This window comes from Streptomyces sp. NPDC088915 (assembly GCF_044749825.1).
Taxonomy (GTDB): Bacteria; Actinomycetota; Actinomycetes; order Streptomycetales; family Streptomycetaceae; genus Streptomyces.
The window spans coordinates 345,239-362,612 of sequence record NZ_JBIVIR010000004.1; the positions used below are offsets into that span (position 1 = coordinate 345,239).

Annotated in this window: 15 protein-coding genes and 1 pseudogene; 4 read left to right on the forward strand and 12 right to left on the reverse strand. The window is 73.1% G+C overall.

Translation table 11 applies throughout. The features are described from left to right. Positions 1-35: 35 nt before the first annotated feature. Both ACIP5O_RS10005 and ACIP5O_RS10010 read right to left on the reverse strand, forming a co-directional pair. Complete coding sequence (locus tag ACIP5O_RS10005) at positions 36-494, reverse strand: AbfB domain-containing protein (RefSeq protein ID WP_401290999.1); 459 nt, start codon at positions 492-494, stop codon at positions 36-38. A 36-nt stretch (positions 495-530) separates the two neighbouring features. Further along, positions 531-2,864, reverse strand: a pseudogene (locus ACIP5O_RS10010) (AbfB domain-containing protein); the annotation flags it as partial. Between the two features lie 366 nt (positions 2,865-3,230). Here ACIP5O_RS10010 and ACIP5O_RS10015 point away from each other — a divergent pair. Next, positions 3,231-4,328, forward strand: coding sequence for a glycoside hydrolase family 43 protein (locus ACIP5O_RS10015; protein WP_401290814.1), 1,098 nt, complete (start codon positions 3,231-3,233; stop codon positions 4,326-4,328). A gap of 21 nt (positions 4,329-4,349) precedes the next feature. Here the strand turns inward: ACIP5O_RS10015 and ACIP5O_RS10020 are convergent, their stop codons facing one another. Further along, on the reverse strand, positions 4,350-4,913 hold the full coding sequence (locus ACIP5O_RS10020; RefSeq protein WP_401290817.1) for a class F sortase: 564 nt from the start codon (positions 4,911-4,913) through the stop codon (positions 4,350-4,352). Between the two features lie 92 nt (positions 4,914-5,005). Next, positions 5,006-5,518, reverse strand: coding sequence for a sortase (locus ACIP5O_RS10025; protein ID WP_401290819.1), 513 nt, complete (start codon positions 5,516-5,518; stop codon positions 5,006-5,008). Positions 5,519-5,894: 376 nt separating this feature from the next. On the opposite strand from ACIP5O_RS10025, the gene ACIP5O_RS10030 reads away from it, so the two are divergent. Together ACIP5O_RS10030 and ACIP5O_RS10035 are read left to right on the forward strand one after the other, a co-directional pair. Continuing rightward, entirely contained in the window at positions 5,895-6,971 is a 1,077-nt protein-coding gene (locus ACIP5O_RS10030) for a nitrous oxide reductase family maturation protein NosD (RefSeq protein WP_401290821.1), read from the forward strand. A gap of 69 nt (positions 6,972-7,040) precedes the next feature. Next, positions 7,041-8,087, forward strand: coding sequence for a methyltransferase (locus ACIP5O_RS10035; protein WP_401290824.1), 1,047 nt, complete (start codon positions 7,041-7,043; stop codon positions 8,085-8,087). A gap of 96 nt (positions 8,088-8,183) precedes the next feature. Here ACIP5O_RS10035 and ACIP5O_RS10040 read toward each other — a convergent pair whose 3' ends face one another. The 7 genes from ACIP5O_RS10040 to ACIP5O_RS10070 are packed head-to-tail and all read right to left on the reverse strand — an operon-like array spanning position 8,184 to position 13,480. Beyond that, positions 8,184-8,519, reverse strand: coding sequence for a TcmI family type II polyketide cyclase (locus tag ACIP5O_RS10040; protein ID WP_401290826.1), 336 nt, complete (start codon positions 8,517-8,519; stop codon positions 8,184-8,186). A 41-nt stretch (positions 8,520-8,560) separates the two neighbouring features. Further along, a complete protein-coding gene (locus ACIP5O_RS10045; protein WP_356542188.1) occupies positions 8,561-9,040 on the reverse strand; it encodes an SRPBCC family protein in 480 nt (159 codons plus the stop codon). 1 nt (position 9,041) lies between these two features. Further along, on the reverse strand, positions 9,042-9,302 hold the full coding sequence (locus tag ACIP5O_RS10050) for an acyl carrier protein (protein WP_121832942.1): 261 nt from the start codon (positions 9,300-9,302) through the stop codon (positions 9,042-9,044). Positions 9,303-9,329: 27 nt separating this feature from the next. Beyond that, positions 9,330-10,577: a ketosynthase chain-length factor gene (locus tag ACIP5O_RS10055; RefSeq protein ID WP_401290829.1), complete on the reverse strand. Its 1,248-nt coding sequence runs from the start codon at positions 10,575-10,577 to the stop codon at positions 9,330-9,332. Further along, positions 10,574-11,842, reverse strand: coding sequence for a beta-ketoacyl-[acyl-carrier-protein] synthase family protein (locus tag ACIP5O_RS10060; RefSeq protein WP_401290831.1), 1,269 nt, complete (start codon positions 11,840-11,842; stop codon positions 10,574-10,576). Before ACIP5O_RS10060 ends, ACIP5O_RS10055 begins: the two co-directional genes overlap by 4 nt. Continuing rightward, positions 11,839-12,300, reverse strand: coding sequence for a cupin domain-containing protein (locus ACIP5O_RS10065; protein ID WP_356542196.1), 462 nt, complete (start codon positions 12,298-12,300; stop codon positions 11,839-11,841). The genes ACIP5O_RS10060 and ACIP5O_RS10065 overlap by 4 nt, the downstream gene beginning before the upstream one ends. Positions 12,301-12,355: 55 nt before the next feature. Next, complete coding sequence (locus tag ACIP5O_RS10070) at positions 12,356-13,480, reverse strand: TcmI family type II polyketide cyclase (protein ID WP_401290834.1); 1,125 nt, start codon at positions 13,478-13,480, stop codon at positions 12,356-12,358. A 306-nt stretch (positions 13,481-13,786) separates the two neighbouring features. Here ACIP5O_RS10070 and ACIP5O_RS10075 point away from each other — a divergent pair, with 306 nt between their 5' ends. Next, positions 13,787-15,439, forward strand: a complete 1,653-nt coding sequence (locus tag ACIP5O_RS10075) for an FAD-dependent oxidoreductase (RefSeq protein ID WP_401290836.1) — start codon at positions 13,787-13,789, stop codon at positions 15,437-15,439. A 101-nt stretch (positions 15,440-15,540) separates the two neighbouring features. Here the strand turns inward: ACIP5O_RS10075 and ACIP5O_RS10080 are convergent, their stop codons facing one another. Continuing rightward, positions 15,541-17,166 (reverse strand): alpha/beta hydrolase, encoded by a 1,626-nt coding sequence (locus tag ACIP5O_RS10080; protein WP_401290838.1) that lies wholly within the window; start codon positions 17,164-17,166, stop codon positions 15,541-15,543. Positions 17,167-17,374 lie beyond the last annotated feature (208 nt).

Genomic DNA, 17,374 nt, shown 5'->3' on the forward strand with positions numbered 1-17,374 from the left:
CCCGTTTCCGTTCTGTCGGTTCGGTTCGGATCGGGTCAGGGCGCCCAGGGGGCTTCGAGCGTCCAGCTGCTGTCGGCCGTGAGCGTCTGCGGGCGGTCGAAGCCGCCGCTTCCGGCGCCCGAGGCGATGGACACGGCCGAGTCGAAGTGGCGCAGGTACGCGCCCGGGACGTTCAGCGACTCGAAGGTGACGCCGGTCCCGCCGACGCCCGGCCGGGCGCAGAAGGTGGCGTCCTGCCGGAAGAGCGCGGTGCCGTCGTCGGCGGCGGTGCCCACCCGGCTGTTGGCGTGCCGCAGGAAGCGGCCCGGGTAGTTGACCGACTCGAAGGAGTAGCACGACGAGTCGGCGAGGCCGCGCCGCACGGTGAACGTGGCGTCCTGCTTCAGCAGGGCGGCGCTGCTCCCGTTGACGACCTCGGTCCAGGCGAGGCTGTCGGCGTGGCGCAGGTAGCGGTCGGTGTGGCCCCAGGTGGTGACGCGCAGCGAGCGCCGCACGTCCGTGGGCAGCAGGACGGAGCTGCGCCACAGGGCGGGCTCGCCCGTGTTCCAGGTGGCGTCCGCCGCGAAGGAGGAGGCCACGTCCCAGGGGTTGGGGCCGCCGCTGCGGGCGAGGTACACGTTGTCGGCGTAGTGCCGCAGGTACGAGCCGGGGAAGTTCAGCGACTCGTACGAGGTGCCGCCGGCCGCGAGTCCGGTGCGGGCGCACCAGGTCGCGTCGGCCGCGAACGACCCGCCCGTGTTCGCGTCGAGGCGGACCCGGCCGCCGGAGTGGCGCAGGTAGCGGCCGGGGAGGTTGACGGACTCGAAGGAGTGGCAGCGCGGGTCGGCGAGTCCGGCGACCGTGCGGAAGGAGGCGTCCTGGCGGGCCCCGTCGGCGGAGGCGCCGGTCAGCACGTCGGTGCGGGCCAGGGAGTCGGCGTGCCGCAGGTAGCGGTCGGTGTACCCGGGTGTGGTGACCCGGAAGGAGCGCACGTGGCCGAGGGTGTGGCCCGGTGTCGCGTTGAGGTTGCGGGAGGCGGCGATCAGCGCCCCGTGGGCGGCGCGCAGGGCGGCGGTGTCGACCTTCTGGACCCGCCGGTCGTAGGTGAGCAGGCCGTTGTACTCGCCCTCGACGTCGGTGATCTCGGTGTAGACGTAGGCGGAGACGCCCTTGGTGGTCATGAGCGACTGCACGTCGCGGACCATGCCGGTGTACCGGTCGTTGAGCTGGGCGGCGCTGGAGACCTGCTCGTAGGCGAAGAACTGACCGTTGGGGCTGTACTCGTGGCCGGGGGTGCGCAGTCCGATGCCGCCGAACTCGCCGAGGACGGAGACCCGGGTGGCCGAGGGCCGGGGCGCGTCGGGTCCGGTGTAGACGTGCCAGTCGATGATGTCGCCGGTGCCCGGATCACCCTTGGAGGCACAGCAGTTGTAGCCGCTGTGGGCGTTCATCAGCCGGCCGGGATCGTAGTTCTCCAGGTCGGTGGTGACCCGGCGGGTGTCGTCGAGGTTCCACTCGCCCCAGCCCTCGTTGAACGGGACGTAGGCGACGACGGCCGGGGAGAAGCGGTGCTCGTCGACGATCTCGCGGGCCTCGGTCTCGAACTGGGCGATCTGCGCCGGGGTGCGGTTGGCGTCGAAGGCCTGGGTGGAGGGGATGTCCTGCCACACCAGGAGTCCGAGCCGGTCGGCGTGGTAGTACCAGCGGGCGGGCTCGACCTTGATGTGCTTGCGCACCATGTTGAAGCCCAGGTCCTTGTGCTTCTGCAGGTCGGAGGCGAGGGCGGCGTCGGTGGGCGCGGTGTAGAGGCCGTCGGGCCAGAAGCCCTGGTCGAGGGTGCCGATCTGGAAGACGAACTCGCCGTTCAGGGTGGGGCGCATGACGCCGTTGACGAGCTTCTTGCCGATCTCGCGCATGCCGAAGTAGCTGGTGACGGTGTCGACGGCGGCGCCGGAGGCATTGCGGAGGGTGACCTTGAGGTCGTACAGGAAGGGGTCGTCGGGCGACCAGCGGCGGGCGTTCGGGACGGGGACGGAGAACTCGGTGAAGCCGCCGGTGGCGGTGCCGACCACCTGGGTGCCGTTCAGGGCCTCGGCGAGGACGGTGTGGCCGCCGGCGTCGCCCCGGGTGAAGACCTTGACCCGTGCGGTGTTGGTGGCGAGGTCGGGCCTGATGTCGACCGAGTGGATCGAGGAGACGGGGGTGGGCTCCAGCCAGACGGTCTGCCAGATGCCGGAGGTGGGCGTGTAGAAGATGCCGCTGGGGTTGTTGGTCTGCTTGCCGACCGGCTGCTTCTCGCCGCGTCCGTCGGTGGGGTCGTAGACGCGGACGACCAGTTCGTTGGAGCCGGCGCGCAACTGCGGGGTGATGTCGACCTCGAAGCGGTCGTAGCCGCCCTTGTGGCTCGTGACGCGGGTGCCGTTGACCCAGACGGTGGCCTCGTGGTCGACGGCGCCGAAGTGGAGCTGGACGCGGCGGCCCGACCAGTTCTGGGGGACGGTGAAGGAGCGCTTGTAGAACATCAGGTCGCGGTTGTCGTTGCGCATGATCCCGGAGAGGGCGGACTCCACCGGGTACGGGACGAGGATGCGTTCGGGCAGGGTCTGGCCGAGCGGCGGGGCCGCGTTGCGGTCGACGTTGCCGGAGGCGTCGGCGGGCGGGTTGAGGAACTCCCACTCGCCGTTCAGGGACTGCCAGTCGGGCCGCGTCATCTGGGGACGCGGGTACTCCGGCAGGGGGCTGGTGGTGGACACCTGCGAGGTCCACGGGGTGGTCAGGGGCGGCGTCTTGGGGACGACGGCGGCGGAGGCTGCGGTGGTTCCGGTGAAGAGCAGGCCTCCGGCCATCGTCAACAGGGCCGCCAGGCAGGCGACGACGCGTCGCATCGGGTTCCTCCCGGGCAGGACGGCGCCCGGATTCCGCGCACGCGTCGGGGCCGTCCGGCCGGTCGACGTGCGGGAGTCCGTGCGGAGTTGACGGGTGACTCGGGCGAGGGCCCGTCCGGTGGGTTGCCGACCCGGACGGGTCCGAGGGGCGGAGCGCCCCGGTCCTCGGCGGCGGACGAGGTGGGGAGGAACCTAACAGGAAACAGTTCCGAACGGAATCACCCAGCAACCGAAAGGAAACAAACAATTTCCTTCGCCGTGCCATGTGGCGCGCGCTTCCCCGCGGACACCGTGCGAGCGCTCCCATATTGACATGCCCACCGCCAGCCGTGATGCTGCGAACGCCGGATTACATCGATGTAAACCATGTCGGCCCGCCCCACCGGGAGCCCCGTGAAACGTGCACGACGCCCCTCCGGAGTCCTCGTCCTGGCCCTGTCCCTGCTGTTCGCCCTGGTCGCGGCCCTGCCCGGGGCCGCCCCCGCCGAGGCGGGACAGACCTCGCTGCGGGCCGCCGACCCGAGCGTCCTGCGGGTCGGCTCCACCTACGTCGCGGTGCAGTCGACCGGCAACGGCATCGACGTGCGCCGGGCCTCCTCGACGGCCGGGCTCGCCACCGCGCCCGCCCGCCGGATCTGGACCGACGGCCGGAACCTCGGCGAGGTGTGGGCCCCGGAGATCGTCCGCGACGGCGGGCGCTACCACGTCTACTTCACGGCCGGCCGGGGCGCCGCCCACCGGATGTACGCGATCAGCTCCGCGAGCCCGGACAGCGGGTACACGGCGGAGACGAGGCTCGCCCTGCCCGACGACAAGTGGGCCATCGACGGCACCCTGTTCACCTTCGGCGGGCAGCGCTGGTTCGTGTGGTCCGGCTGGGCCGGGGACACCAACGTCGAGCAGAACCTCTACATCGCCCGGATGAGCGGCCCGACCACCCCGACCGGGGCGCGGTACGTCATCTCGCAGCCGCGCGAGCCCTGGGAGCGGGTCGTCGGCGGCCCGTACATCAACGAGTCCCCCGAGGCGATCGAGGACCCGAACGGGCAGCTGCACGTCGTGTACTCCGCCAACGGCAGCTGGAGCGACCGGTACTGCCTGGGCGACCTGCGGCTGCGGGCCGGCGGCGATCCGACGTACGTGTGGGACTGGTACAAGTCGAACGGCTGCCTCTTCGGCTCCCACCGCGACACCATGATGTCCGGCTGGGACCCGACGCTGCACGTCGACGGCCCCGGCCACCACAGCTTCGTGCTGCTCGACGGCGACATCGCCACCAGCCCGCCGGCCGGCCCGACGTTCCCGCTGATGTTCCACGCGGTGCCGAAGGGGACGCCGTACGCCTGGGAGAACCGCTTCTGGTACACCGGCGGCTTCTGCTGGTGGGGCGGCACCACGTACCGGCGGGCGAACGTCCCCGGCGCGAACACGGACACCGGCTGGAGCCTGAAGTTCTTCGAGTGAGCCGGTCCCGGCGCGGAGCGTCTACGCCACGCCGGTCAGCGTGGCGTAGACGACCGTGTTGGCCCGGTAGCCGGTGTCGCCGGACCAGTCGCCGCCGCAGGTGATCAGGCGCAGCTCCGGGCGGCCGGAACCGCCGTAGACCCGGTCGTCGGGGAAGCGGTCCTTGGGGTACTCCTCCACCGCGTCGACCGTGAAGAGGGCCGTGCGGCCGTCCGCGCGCTCGACCGCGATCCCGGCGCCCGGCGTCAGGGCGCCGAGCCGGTAGAAGACGGCCGGGCCCGCGGAGGTGTCCAGATGGCCCGTCAGGACCGCCGTCCCGGGCGCGCCGGGCGGGGTCCCGCGGGCGTACCAGCCGGCGAAGGCCGGGAGGTTCGGGGGAGGCGGCTCCAGCCTCCCCTCCCCGTCCAGTTCGAGGCGCATCAGACGGGCGTCGACCCCGACGGCCGGGATCCGGACCCGTACCGGATCCGAGGCGGGGAGCGGTGCGGCGGCGGAGCCGGTGCGTTCGGGGGCGTCCCGTACGGCGGTCCGCGCGTCCTGCGGCCGGACCCGGGCCGCGGGCGGCGGGGTCCCGTGGCCGCCCACGGAGTCGACGAGCAGCAGCGCGCCGGCGAGCGCCGCCCAGGCGAGCGGCCTGAGCGGCGGGACGTACCGCGACCGGGGGCCGCCGGGCCGCGTCAGGCCCGGGTCCCCGCGCCCGCGGCGCGCCGGCGCATCCTGAGCGCCCCGCCCGCGACGGCCGCGCCCACGAGGAGCCAGCCGAGGCCGAACTCGGACTCCTTGCCCGCGCTCCCGCCGAGGCCGGCCTCGACGGCGCCGTTCGGACGGCCGGAGATCCGGTAGGTGGCGGTCAGCTTCGTCCGCGGCGGGCACTTGAGCGTCACGGTGTCCGTACCGGATTCGACGCCCTCGGGCAGCCGGAACTCGCCCGTCAGGACGCCCTCGCGGTCGCCCGGGAGGAGGTGGAACGGCCCGCCCGCCTCGGACTCGCCCTTGCCGTAGGTCTCCTTGCCGCAGGCGGTCGTGCTGACGGTGACGGTGCTGCCGGGGGACGCCGTCCCCGGGTCGAGGCGGACGTCCCCCGCCGTCGTGATCGTGGTGTCGCCCTCGGCGGCCAGGGCGGTGGGGGCGGGCAGGACCAGGGCGGCGGCGATCAGGGCGGCCGTGGCGCCGGTACGGGCGAGACGCATGGTTTTCTCCTCCGGGGAGCGGTTTCCGCCCGGCTCGTCCGCGCGGCTCCTGATGCTGTGCTCCGAGCACGAGGGAACGGCCCTCCGTTGATCATCGCAACGCGAGCGGCGTCCGCCCCTGTCGCCCGGTCGGCCCTCCCGGCCGCCGCCTGCGGCGCCGTCGCCGCAGGTCACGACGGTGGGCCGGGGCGGCAGGAGCGGTTCCGTCCCGGTGGCGAACGGGTGAGGGGCTGACGGCGGATCAGGTGACGCCGGGCCCGCCGCGCCCGCCTCCGGCGGAGGTGCGGACCGGGGTCCGGTCGGCGTTCGGGGGACGGGCAGCCCGGCCGGGTGATCAGCGGTGGCGGGGCGGTGGGCCCGCTCATAGCTTCGCCGTATGACCAAACGACAGATCGCCCTCGTGGCATGCGCCGTGGCCGCCGCGACCACGGGACTGGGCGCCGCCCCGCCCTCCGCCCCGGAGGCCGCCTCCGCCTCCCGGACCGTGCACCGGGTGAAGCCCGGCGAATCGATCCAGAAGGCCGTGGACGCGGCCCGGCCGGGGGACAGCGTCGTCCTCTCCCCCGGCACCTACCGCGAGAGCGTCACCATCACCACGTCGAACCTGACCCTGCGGGGCTCGTCCGCCGCTCCCACCGTCATCGTGCCCGGCAAGGCGGCCTCCGGCGCGTGTGCCGTGGCCGGCCACGGCGTCTGCGTGACCGGCACCGCCCAGCGGCCCGTCGAGGGCGTCACCGTGCGCACCCTGACGCTCCGGAACTTCGCCCGCAACGGCCTGTGGGCGTCCCGCACCGACCGGCTGACGGTCCGGGGCGTGACCGCCGAGAAGAACGGCAACTGGGGCATCGCCCAGGAGCGTTCGGTCCGCTCCGTGCTCAGCCACAACACCGCCCGGGACAACGGCGACGCCGGCCTCTTCGTGTCCAACACCACCGACACGGAGGAGGGGGCCGTCGACACCAGGGGCACGGAGATCAGCCACAACCGCCTGTCCGGCAACCGCATCGGCCTCACCGTGCGGCGGCTGCGGAACGTGACCGTCGACCACAACGAGGCGACCGGCAACTGCGCCGCGGTGTTCGTGGTGGGCGACGAGTCCACCCCGCGCGCCGGGGCGATGCGCCTGCGCCACAACCACGTCCACGCCAACAACAAGTACTGCCCCAAGACCCCCCGCCTGCCCTTCCTCCAGGGCTCGGGCATCGTCCTCACCGGCGCCGAGGAGACGCTGGTGGCCGACAACCGGGTCGAGGACAACAAGGGCACCTCCCCCCTGTCGGGCGGGATCGTGCTGTTCAAGAGCTTCGTGGGCGCCCTCAACGAGCGCAACGAGATCCGCGACAACGTCGTGCTCCGCAACGGCACGGCCGACCTGGCCAACCGGGACACCGGCGAGGGCAACGCCTTCCGCGGCAACACCTGCGGGGTCTCCGAGCCCGCGGGCATGTGCTGAGCGGCCCCTCCCTCCTCCCCCACTCTCCCACTCCCCCCCCACGGCACGAAAGACAAGGCAGGGCCACAGATGACGACCGTTGACCCGGTGAGGACCGTCGACCCCGCTCCCCCGCCGCCCATGCGGCTGAGGGAGCTCGTTTTCGGAGCGGCGTGCGCCGCCGCCGTGCGGGCCGCCGCCCGGCTCGGCGTGGCGGACGCCCTCCAGGACGCGCCCGCGAGCGTGGAGGACCTGGCGGCGGCCGTGCAGGTCCAGCCGCGGACGCTGCGCAGGCTGCTGCGCGCCCTGGCCTGCCAGGGGATCTTCACGGAGCACCCCGACGGCACCTTCGCGCACACGGAGATGTCCCGGCTGCTGCGCGAGGACGACCCGCACAGCCTGCGGTACATCGCCCTGTGGTGCACCGAGCCGTGGACGTGGGACGTCTGGCCGAAGCTCGACGAGGCGGTGCGCACCGGCGGCAGCGTCTTCGAGGACGTGTACGGCAGGGAGTTCTTCCCGTACCTCAACGAGGAGGCGCCCGAGTCCGCGTACGTGTTCAACCGGGCCATGACCACGTCGAGCCGGCAGTCCGCGCAGGACGTGGCCGACCTGCTCGACCTGTCGGGCGCGGCGTCGGTCGCGGACATCGGCGGCGGCCAGGGGCACGTCCTGGCGAGCCTCCTGGAGCGGCACCCCGCCCTGGAGGGCACGCTGCTCGACCTGCCGGGCGTGGTGGGGAACGCCGACCCGCGCCTGCGGGCGGGCGGCGCGCTCGCCTCCCGGGCCCGGGTCGTGGCCGGGGACTGCCGCGAGGACATCCCGGTCGAGGCCGACGTGTACGTCCTCAAGAACATCCTGGAGTGGGACGACGACAGCACCCGCAGGGCGCTGGCCAACGTCCGGCGGGCGGCGCGTCCGGGCGCCCGTGTGGTCGTGATCGAGAACCTCGTGGACGACACGCCCTCGATGCGGTTCACGACGGCGATGGACCTGCTGCTGCTCCTGAACGTCGGCGGCGCCAAGCACACGCGGGAGAGCATGCTGGAGCGGCTGACGGCCGCGGGGCTCGCCGTCGGCGAGGTCCGCCCGGTGAACGCGTACCTCCACGCCTTCGAGTGCACCGTCCCCGCCTGACCGGGAGGCCCCTCCCGTAGCGGGGAAAATCCGAGGCCGCCGGCTCCGCTTCTCGCGGGGCCGGCGGCCTTCGGGTTTCCCGTGCTCCGGGACCGGTCAGGAGGCGGGGTTCCGCTCCCAGCGGTAGAAGCACTGCGCCATGGCGTCCTTGGGGCTGCGCCAGGTCTCCGGGTGGTACGCGCTGACGTACGTCGACAGGCGCTCGCTGACGTCCCGGAACTCGGGGTGTCCGGTCAGCTTCGCGATGGCCGGCGCCGGGTCCCGCTCGGACTCGATGAGGTGCAGGTAGACGTCGTCGCCGAACTGGAAGAGGCTGCGGCGCGAGACGCCGATCAGGTGGGGCAGCTCGCCGCCGTCCGAGGCGGCGAACACGTCGGCGATCGCGGGCGCCGAGCCGGGCGCCATGCGGGCGACGATCAGGGCGTGGTGCATCGGGCGTTCCTTCCTGGGACCGCTCGGTCCGCTCGGTCTGCTCAGTCGGCGAGGACCGGGGCGGGCCGGCGCTCGCGGGCGGCCTGCTCGATGCGGTCCCGGATGAGGGCCATCTGGGTGCGGGAGTTGCGGTTGATGTTGTCGGTCATCCAGTCGTCGTCGACCGGGGCGTCCGGCTTCATCGCGAAGTCCTGGACCCAGCGCATGTGGACGCCGGCCGGGGTCTCCTCGTACTCCCACCGGATGTCCATGTGGGCGAAGGGGCCGGTCTCGACGCGACGGGCGGTGACGGTGCGCCGCGCGCGGTCCGGGGTGCGCTCCGAGACCCAGCTCCAGACCTTGCCGGACTCGTCCGGGTGCATGGTCAGGCGGAAGGTCGTCGTGTCGCCCTCGCGGGAGAGGACCTCGACGGAGGCGTACTCGCTGAAGAGGGAGGGCCAGTTCTCGAGGTCGTTGGTGATGTTCCAGACGAGGTCGAGGGGGGCGTCGATGGTGATGCTGTTGTCGGTGTGACCTGACACGTCAGACTCCGGTGGTGAGGGTGCTGTTGACGAGGCCGAGGAAGTCGGCCGGGGTCTTGCTGCGCTCCGCGTCGGGCGGGAGCGCCACGCCGTGGCGGTTCTCCAGCTCGCCGACGATGCCGAGCAGGCCGAGCGAGTCGACGCCGAGGGCGCTGAAGGGGACGTCCGCGGCGTTGCGGAGGTCCTCGGGGGCGACGGTGACGCCCGCCGACTGCTTGACCAGCGCGGCCAGCTCTTCGAAGGTCAGTTCGGTGATGCTCATCTCTGCTCTCCTTACTCCCGCCCGGTCCTACCGGGCGGTCTCGTCGCCGCGGCGCACGACCAGCGCGGCGTTGGATCCCATGAGGCCCCTGCTGAGGACGAGGGCCGTCCGCAGCTCGGCGGGGCGGGCGCGCGACACCACCAGATCGATGTCGTGGCAGATGTCGAACACGTTCGGGGTGGGGGGCACCAGGCCGTGTTCCATCGCGAGCACCGCGGCCGCGACGTCCAGGACGGGGGCCCCGCAGTAGGCGCGGCCGATCCCGGTCTTGGGCGCCGTGACGGGCACGCGGGCGGCGTGCGCGCCCAGGGCGTCGGCGAGCGCCAGCGCCTCGGCGCGGTCCGCCTCCGGCACGCCCAGGGCGTCGGCGAACACGACGTCGACCTCCTCCGGGGCGCAGCCGGCCTCGTCGAGGGCGACCCGGATCGCGCGGGCGAGCCCCTCCCGGGACTCCGCCCAGCGGGAGGCGCCGGTGAACGTGGCGCCGTGTCCGGCGACGACGGCCCGGACGGCCGTCCCCCGGTCCCGGGCGCGGTCCTCGTCCTCCACGACGAGCACGGCGCCGCCCTCGGCCGGCACGAAGCCGGAGGCCCCGGCGGTGAAGGGGCGGTAGGCCCGGTCGGGCTCCTCGACGGTGCTGAGCTCGGGGTAGCCGAGCTGGCACACCATCGAGTACGGGGCGAGGGGCGCCTCGGCGGCGCCGACGACCATCGCGCCCGTCCCGCGCCGTACGGCCCTGGCGGCGTGGGCGAGGGCGTCCAGGCCGCCCGCCTCGTCGCTGGCGACCACGCCGCACGGGCCCTTGAAGCCGCTCCGGATGGAGATCTGGCCGGTGCTGGCGGCGTAGAACCAGGCGATGGACTGGTACGGGCCGACGAACTTGGAGCCCTGGCCCCACAGCTTCTGGAGCTCCCGCTGGCCGAACTCGCCGCCGCCGGACCCGGCGGCGGTGACCACCCCGATGGAGAAGGGGTCCTCGGGGGCGTCCCGGCCGAGCCCGGCGTCGTCGAGGGCGAGCGAGGCCGCCGCCATGGCGTAGTGGCTGAACCGGTCGGTCTGGACGAGGAAGCGGTCCTCGATGAGGGTCGAGGCGTCGAAGGACCGGACCTCGCCCGCGACCTTGAGGGGCAGGTGCTCGCACCCCTCGCGGGTGATCCGGTCCAGGACGCCGATGCCCTCCTGGACGGACTTCCAGTAGGTGTCGGCGCTCAGGCCGTTGGGGGCGATCACCCCGATGCCGGTGACGACGGCGCGTTTGGGCTGCTCCGTGCTCATCGTGTCCTCCCTGCCGGCTCCGTGAGGAGCACGGCGGACTGGAAGCCGCCGAAGCCGCTGCCGACGGAGAGCACGTTCCTGAGCTTCCGGGGGCGGGCGGTGCGCGGCACGTAGTCCAGGTCGCACTCGGGGTCGGGAACCTCGTAGTTCGCCGTCGGGGGCACCACCTGGTGCTTGAGGGCGAGGACGCAGGCGGCCACCTCTATCGCGCCGATCGCCCCGAGCGAATGTCCCACCATGGACTTGATGGAGCTCATGGGGGTTTCGTACGCGTGGGCGCCCAGGGAGCGCTTGACGGCGGCGGTCTCGTGGCGGTCGTTCTGCCGGGTGCCCGAGCCGTGCGCGTTGACGTAGTCGATCAGCGTGGGGTCGAGCCTGGCCTGGTCGAGGGTGCTGTCGATGGCCCGGGACATCTCCAGGCCCTCGCCGGTGAGACCGGTCATGTGGTAGGCGTTGCCGAAGGTGGCGTAGCCGCCGATCTCGCAGTAGATGTGCGCGCCGCGGGCCCGGGCGTGCTCGTACTCCTCCAGGACGAGGACCGCCGCGCCCTCGCCCATGACGAAGCCGTTGCGGCGGTCGTCGAAGGGCTTGGAGGCGTGCTCGGGGTCGTCGTTGTCGGGCGAGGTCGCCTTGATGGCGTCGAAGCAGGCCATGGTGATCGGGGAGATCGGCGAGTCCGACGCCCCGGCGATGCAGACGTCCGCCCGGCCCTCCTGGATGGTGTGGAAGGCGTAGCCGACGGCGTCGAGGCCGGAGGTGCAGCCGGTGGAGACCGTCTGCACCGGGCCGCGGGCGCCGAAGCGTTCGGCGACGAACGAGGCGAGCGTGCTCGGCGAGAACGCCAGGTGCAGCTTCGGGTCGGCGGCGCGGTGGTCCACGTCCCACCGCTGTCCGCCCGCGCTGACCAGGACGTAGTCGTGTTCGAGCCGGGTGGTGCCGCCGACGGCGCTGCCCAGGGAGACCCCGACGCGCCACGGGTCCTCGACGGCGGTGTCGAGCCCGGAGTCGCGGACGGCCTCCCCGGCGGCGACCGCCGCGAACTGGATGTAGCGGTCGGCGTGCAGGCTCAGCTCGGGGTCGAGGCCGTGCGCCAGCGGGTCGAAGTCGCACTCGGCGGCGATGCGCGAGCGCAGGCCGGCCGGGTCGAACAGGGTGATGCCGCGGGTCGCGGTGCGGCCCTCGGAGAGGAGGTTCCAGAACGCCGTCGTGCCGGTGCCGCCCGGGGCGACCACTCCGATCCCGGTGACGGCCACGCGCCGGTTCACTCGATGGCCCCGGTGCGTTCGGGGACCTGACCGGGGCCGCCCACGGTCAGCTGCGGTCCGACGGGGGCGACGGCCGTCTCCTCGGTGTCGACGTGGCCGAGGCTGGGGTGCGGGGCGAGCGGGCCCAGGTGGAAGACCATGCGGGCCTCCTCGTCGCCGACGTTGCGGAAGCGGTGCCGCACGTCGATCGGGATCAGGAGCCCCTGGTCGGACCGGAGCGCGTACGTCTCGCCGTCCAGGTCCACTTCGAGGGCGCCGGAGACGACGTACACGAACTCCTCGGAGTACGGGTGGTAGTGCTCGCCGATGCGTTCGCCGGGCTTGACGATGGCCAGGCCCATGAAGCCGCTGGTGGAGCCCACGGCGGCCGGCGTGAGCATGGCCCGCAGGTCACCTCCGCGCCTGCGGTTGGGCTCCGTCTCGTCCAGGCTCACGATGAGGGGCTGCTGGTGGGGCATGGTTGATACCTCCGGGTGGGGCGGTGACGTCCGGGCGGGAGGCCGCGGCCGTCGGTCAGGAGTCCGCCGAGGTGCGGTCGGTGACGGGCAGCATGTCGGCGTGCGACAGGAGCCGGTTGACGTTGCGGTCCGTCGTCAGGGAGCCCTCGACGCCGATCGCGGCGCCGTCGAGGAGCCGTTCGAGCTCCTCGGCCTTCCCGGGGCCCTTGAGGCCGAGGGAGGCGACGGGGTCGAGGTCGACGTCGCCGGTGATGTCGACGAGGCGCACCACGATGTCGTCGCGGTGGAAGACGGTGCTGCCGTACACCGGGTTGTCCGGTTCCCCGGCCGCGGCGGCGTCCTGCTCGGCGAGCAGCCGGGCCAGCTCCATGCCGCGGCCCTCCTTCGCCGGGTAGTACAGGGCGTGGCGCCGCAGACCGGCCGGGGCGGGCCGGTCGGCCACCACGTGGTGCACGGCGGGCAGCGCCGCCCGGGTGAAGAAGACCCGCGCCGACTCGGGGTCGGTCAGGTCCCGCTCCTGCTCCAGGTACGGGTTGAGGGCCTCCTCGACCGCGCGCACCTCGGGCTGGCGGGCGACGTGGCGCAGGGCCGCGAGGAGGTCGCCCTCCACCTCCACCGCGCGCACGACGCGGTTGCCGTGCATGAAGAGGGAGGTGCGGCGCAGCCGGGTGTTCTCGTCGACCTGGGCGCGGGGCGAGTCGTAGCCGGCGAGGATCTCGGCGACCTTCGACTCCGAGCCCGGCTTGACGGTGAAGGTGAGGGCGTGGCGCGCCACCCCGTCGCCCTCCCGGGCCGCGACCCGGAGGCCCGCCTGTGCGGTGTCCTCCGCGAGCGGCCGGCCGCCGCCGGTCTCCCGCAGGACGCTGTAGCGCATCGACCGGGTGTCCCGGACGCAGCTGTGCATCGGCTTGACGACCTCGACGTGGTCCTCGCTGTTCACCCAGGCGAGGAAGGGCGGGGCGCTCTCCCACTCGCTGGTGATGAGCCACTGCGAGGGGTTCTCGATGGACTGGCAGAGCTGGTCGCTGATGTGTCCGGGGACGGCGGCGACCTGCTTGCGCATCAGCTCGTACGCTTCGAGGAACTGCTGCTGGGCCCCTTCGTACAGGTCGAGCAGCAGGATCACGCGCAGCCTGGAGCCGTCGAACGCCGACTGCGAGACACGTGCCGAAACGGTCATCCGGCGCACCTCTTCTTTCTTCGGGAGTTTCCTTCGGGGGCTTCTCGGAGGCTTCTCGGGGTCTGCTCGGGGTCTTCTCCCGAGGGGACCTGCTCCGGGGAAGCCGGGAGGGGACCGCCGTGCCGAGGGGGCAGGGGCCGTCATGTGCCGATCGTCAGCGCCTCTTCGCGGGTCGCGCGACTCCCACGGTGCGGATGAGTGAACCGCGCGTCATTCGGGTGCCCCGGACGCACGAAGCGGTTTCCGGAGGGCATGGATCTCCATCCCACCCCCGACTCGCGTCACAGGTGACGCTGGAGGCATTCGATGAACCGATGCGAAGGGTCCGGCGAGGACGTCCACACGTCCGTCCTCATCGTCGGCGGCTCTCTGGTCGGACTGTCCGCCTCGTTGTTCCTCGGCCGCCTCGGCGTGCCCCACGTGCTCGTCGAGCGTCACGCCGGCACCTCGATCCATCCGCGTGGACGCGGCAACAACGTGCGCACGATGGAGCTCTTCCGGGGCGCCGGAGTGCGGCAGCGCGTCCGGGACGCCGCCTCGGTCCTGGCCGGCAACAACGGCATCCTCCAGGCGCCGAGCCTGGTCGGGGACGCCGGCGAGTGGCTGTTCCGGGAGATCGACCCCGGCGGCGGCCTCGCCCGCTTCAGCCCCGCCGAATGGTGCCTGTGCAGCCAGAACGACCTGGAGCCCGTGCTGCGGGAGAGCGCCCTCGAACTGGGCGGGGACCTGCGGTACGCGACGGAGCTGATGTCCTTCGAGCAGGACGCCGGAGGAGTGACCGCGCAGGTCAAGAGCCGCGAGACCGGCGAGCACACCACGATCCGCGCGGAGTACCTCGTCGCGGCGGACGGCCCGCGCAGCCCCGTGCGCGAACGGCTCGGCATCGGGCAGAACGGCCCGGGCGACCTGTTCCACAACGTGAGCGTCACCTTCACCTCCCGCGGCCTCGCGGACGTGGTCGGCGACCGGCGCTTCATCGTCTGCTACCTGACGGACCCGGGGGCCGACGGGGCCCTCCTGCCGGTCGACAACCGGGAGCGCTGGGTGTTCCACGCGCCCTGGCACCCCGAGCGCGGTGAGACCCTGGAGGAGTTCACCGACGAGCGGTGCCGGGAGCAGATCCGGCGGGCCGTGGGCGTGCCGGACCTCGACGTGGAGATCACGGGCCGGGCCCCCTGGCACGCCGCCGAGCGGACGGCCGAGCGGTACGCGCGGGGGCGGGTGTTCCTGGCCGGAGACTCGGCCCACGAGATGCCGCCCACCGGGGCGTTCGGCTCCAACACCGGCATCCAGGACGCGCACAACCTCGCCTGGAAGCTGTCCGCCGTCCTGGACGGCTGGGCCGGTCCCGGCCTGCTGGCGTCCTACGACGCGGAACGCCGCCCGGTCGCGGAGGCGACCAGCGCCCGCGCCTCGTCCCGCTCGGTCGAGCACAGCCACCCGGGGTACGCGCCGGACCCCGGCGTCGGCGCGGCGGGCAGGAAGGGCGGCATCCTGAACGTGGTCCTGGGGCACCGCTACCCGCGGGGCGCGGTCCTGGGCGCCGACGGGACGCTGCCGGTCCTGCCCGACGCGCTGCGGCTCACGGGCGAGCCGGGATCCCGGTCGCCCCACCTGTGGCTGGACCGGTCCGGGGAGCGGATCTCCACCCTCGACCTGTACGAGCGGTTCCCGGTGCTGCTGAGTTCGGCGGGCGGCACGGGCGCGTGGCACGCCGCGGCGGCCCGGGTCGCGGACCGCCTGTCGGTGCCGCTCGACTCGTACCGGATCGGCGGGGGGCCGGACGCCGATCTGGTCCCGGAGGACGGTGCGGACTGGGCGGAGGCCCACGGCGTCACGGAGGGCGGGGCGGTCCTCGTCCGGCCCGACGGCTTCGTCGCGTGGCGCTCCGAGGAGGCCGCGGAGGATCCGGAGGAGGCGCTGCGGGCGGCCCTCACGGCACTCTTCGACCTGATGTGACCCGAGGAGAGGCCCCCTGCCCGCCCGGTGCGCCCGGGCGGGCAGGGGGCCTCGTCGTCAGCGACGGCCGTGGGTGATCAGCCCGAAGCGGCCAGAAGCGGTCAGAAGCGGTCCTGCCGGCCCGGGAGGCCGGGGGCGGACGGGATGCCCGGAACGGCCGGGGACGCCGACGGCGGGAGCCGCGGGCCGTCGAGCCTCTGGCCCGCGGGGGCCCGGCAGGACAGGTCCTTGACCGGCAGCCTGCCCGTCACCAGATAGACGTTGGCGACCTTGTCGGCGCAGGACTTGCCGCCGTAGACGCCGTGGCCCAGGCCGTCGAGGACCGTGACCATCCGGGCGCCCTTCAGGGCCCGGCGCATCCCCTGCCCGCTGACCAGCGGCGTCTGGGGGTCCCATTCGTTCTGCAGGACGAGCGCGCGGACGGTGTTGTCCACCTTCGTCGCCGGCTCCGCGCCCGGCCCCCAGAACGCGCACGGCTTGACGTGGGACGCGAAGTCTCCGTACAGCGGGTACTTCGCCTTGTCCCGGATCGCGTCGCGGCGGTACTGCTCCGGGTCGCGCGGCCAGGCGCGGGTGTCGGCGCACACCACGGACCAGAAGCTCGCGTCCCCGTTGTCGGACGGGACGGCGCGGGCGAACGACGGCGGGACGGGAGCGGTCGGCAGGACCCGCCGCGGAAGCGTCGCACCCGGGGCCGGTGCCTTGCCCTCGGCGGCCTCCTTCAGCAGGACGACGGTCTGGGCGGCGTCCTCCACGGAGAAGAACATGCCCCGCAGGGAGCGGATGTCGTCACCGGTCATGAGCAGGCCGTCGAGGGGTACGGGCTTCTCGTTCGCCGCGGCGACCAGGTTCCAGAAGGTCGTGCGGACCTCGGCGGGGGTGCGGCCCAGCTTGTACGTGGCGTTCCGCGCGGCGGTCCACTCGGTCCACCGGGTGAACGCCGGCTCCGCGCCCTCCGCCCACACCTGGATCATGCCCCGCCAGATCCGCTCGGGGTCGACCGCGCTGTCGAGGACGAACCGGTCGGCCCGCTTCGGGAAGAGCTGCGTGTAGACCGCGCCCAGGTACGTGCCGTAGGAGTAGCCGAAGTACGAGATCCTCTTCTCGCCGAGCACGGCGCGGATCACGTCCATGTCGCGCGCGGTGTTGCGGGTGCTGAGGTGGGGCAGTACGCCCCGGTTGGCCTTCCGGCACTTCTCGGCGACGGTCCGCGCCTGCCGGACGTCCTCGTCGAACGTCTCGGCCTTGTAGGGGCGTTGCCAGTTCAGCTCGTCGTCGCTCAGGCCGCAGCCCACCGGGGAGCTGTTGCCGACGCCCCGGGGGTCGAACCCGATCAGGTCGTACCGCTTCTTCACCGCGTCCGGCAGGTCCGACGCCATGTAGAGGGGCATGTCGAGGCCTGTGCCCCCGGGACCGCCCGGGTTGAGGAGCAGGACGCCGCGCCGGTCCTTGGCGCTGGTCGCCTTCGTCCGGGAGATCGCGACGTCGAGCTTCCCGCCGTTCGGACTGGCGTAGTCGAGCGGCACCTTGATCGTCGCGCACTCGAAGTTCGCCGGCCCCTGGGCGTCGCAGCGCTTCCAGCGCGGCTTCTGCTGCGTGTACTGCGCCAGGGGGTCGGCGGCGGGCCGGAGCGTCGGGACGGCCGCGGAGGCGGCGGGTGTGAGGGCGGGCAGGAGCGCCGCGGCGACGCCCATGGCCACGAGGGATGCTGTTCGCCTGTTTCTCACCGTGGGTCAGGTCCTTGCGGGAGGCGGATGAATCGGTCTCATGCACCCTTGCTCACACGGAAGTTGGGCGAATCCTCCGCCGGGCCACGATCGTGTCCGACCCCGGGAGGAGCGCGCGGCGCGGCGAATGGTTCCCGAGGCGGAGAACGCGACGGGCCGTTTTCCCGTCCGGGGTCGTCCGCCCCCCCCTTCCGGGGAGGGAGCGGAC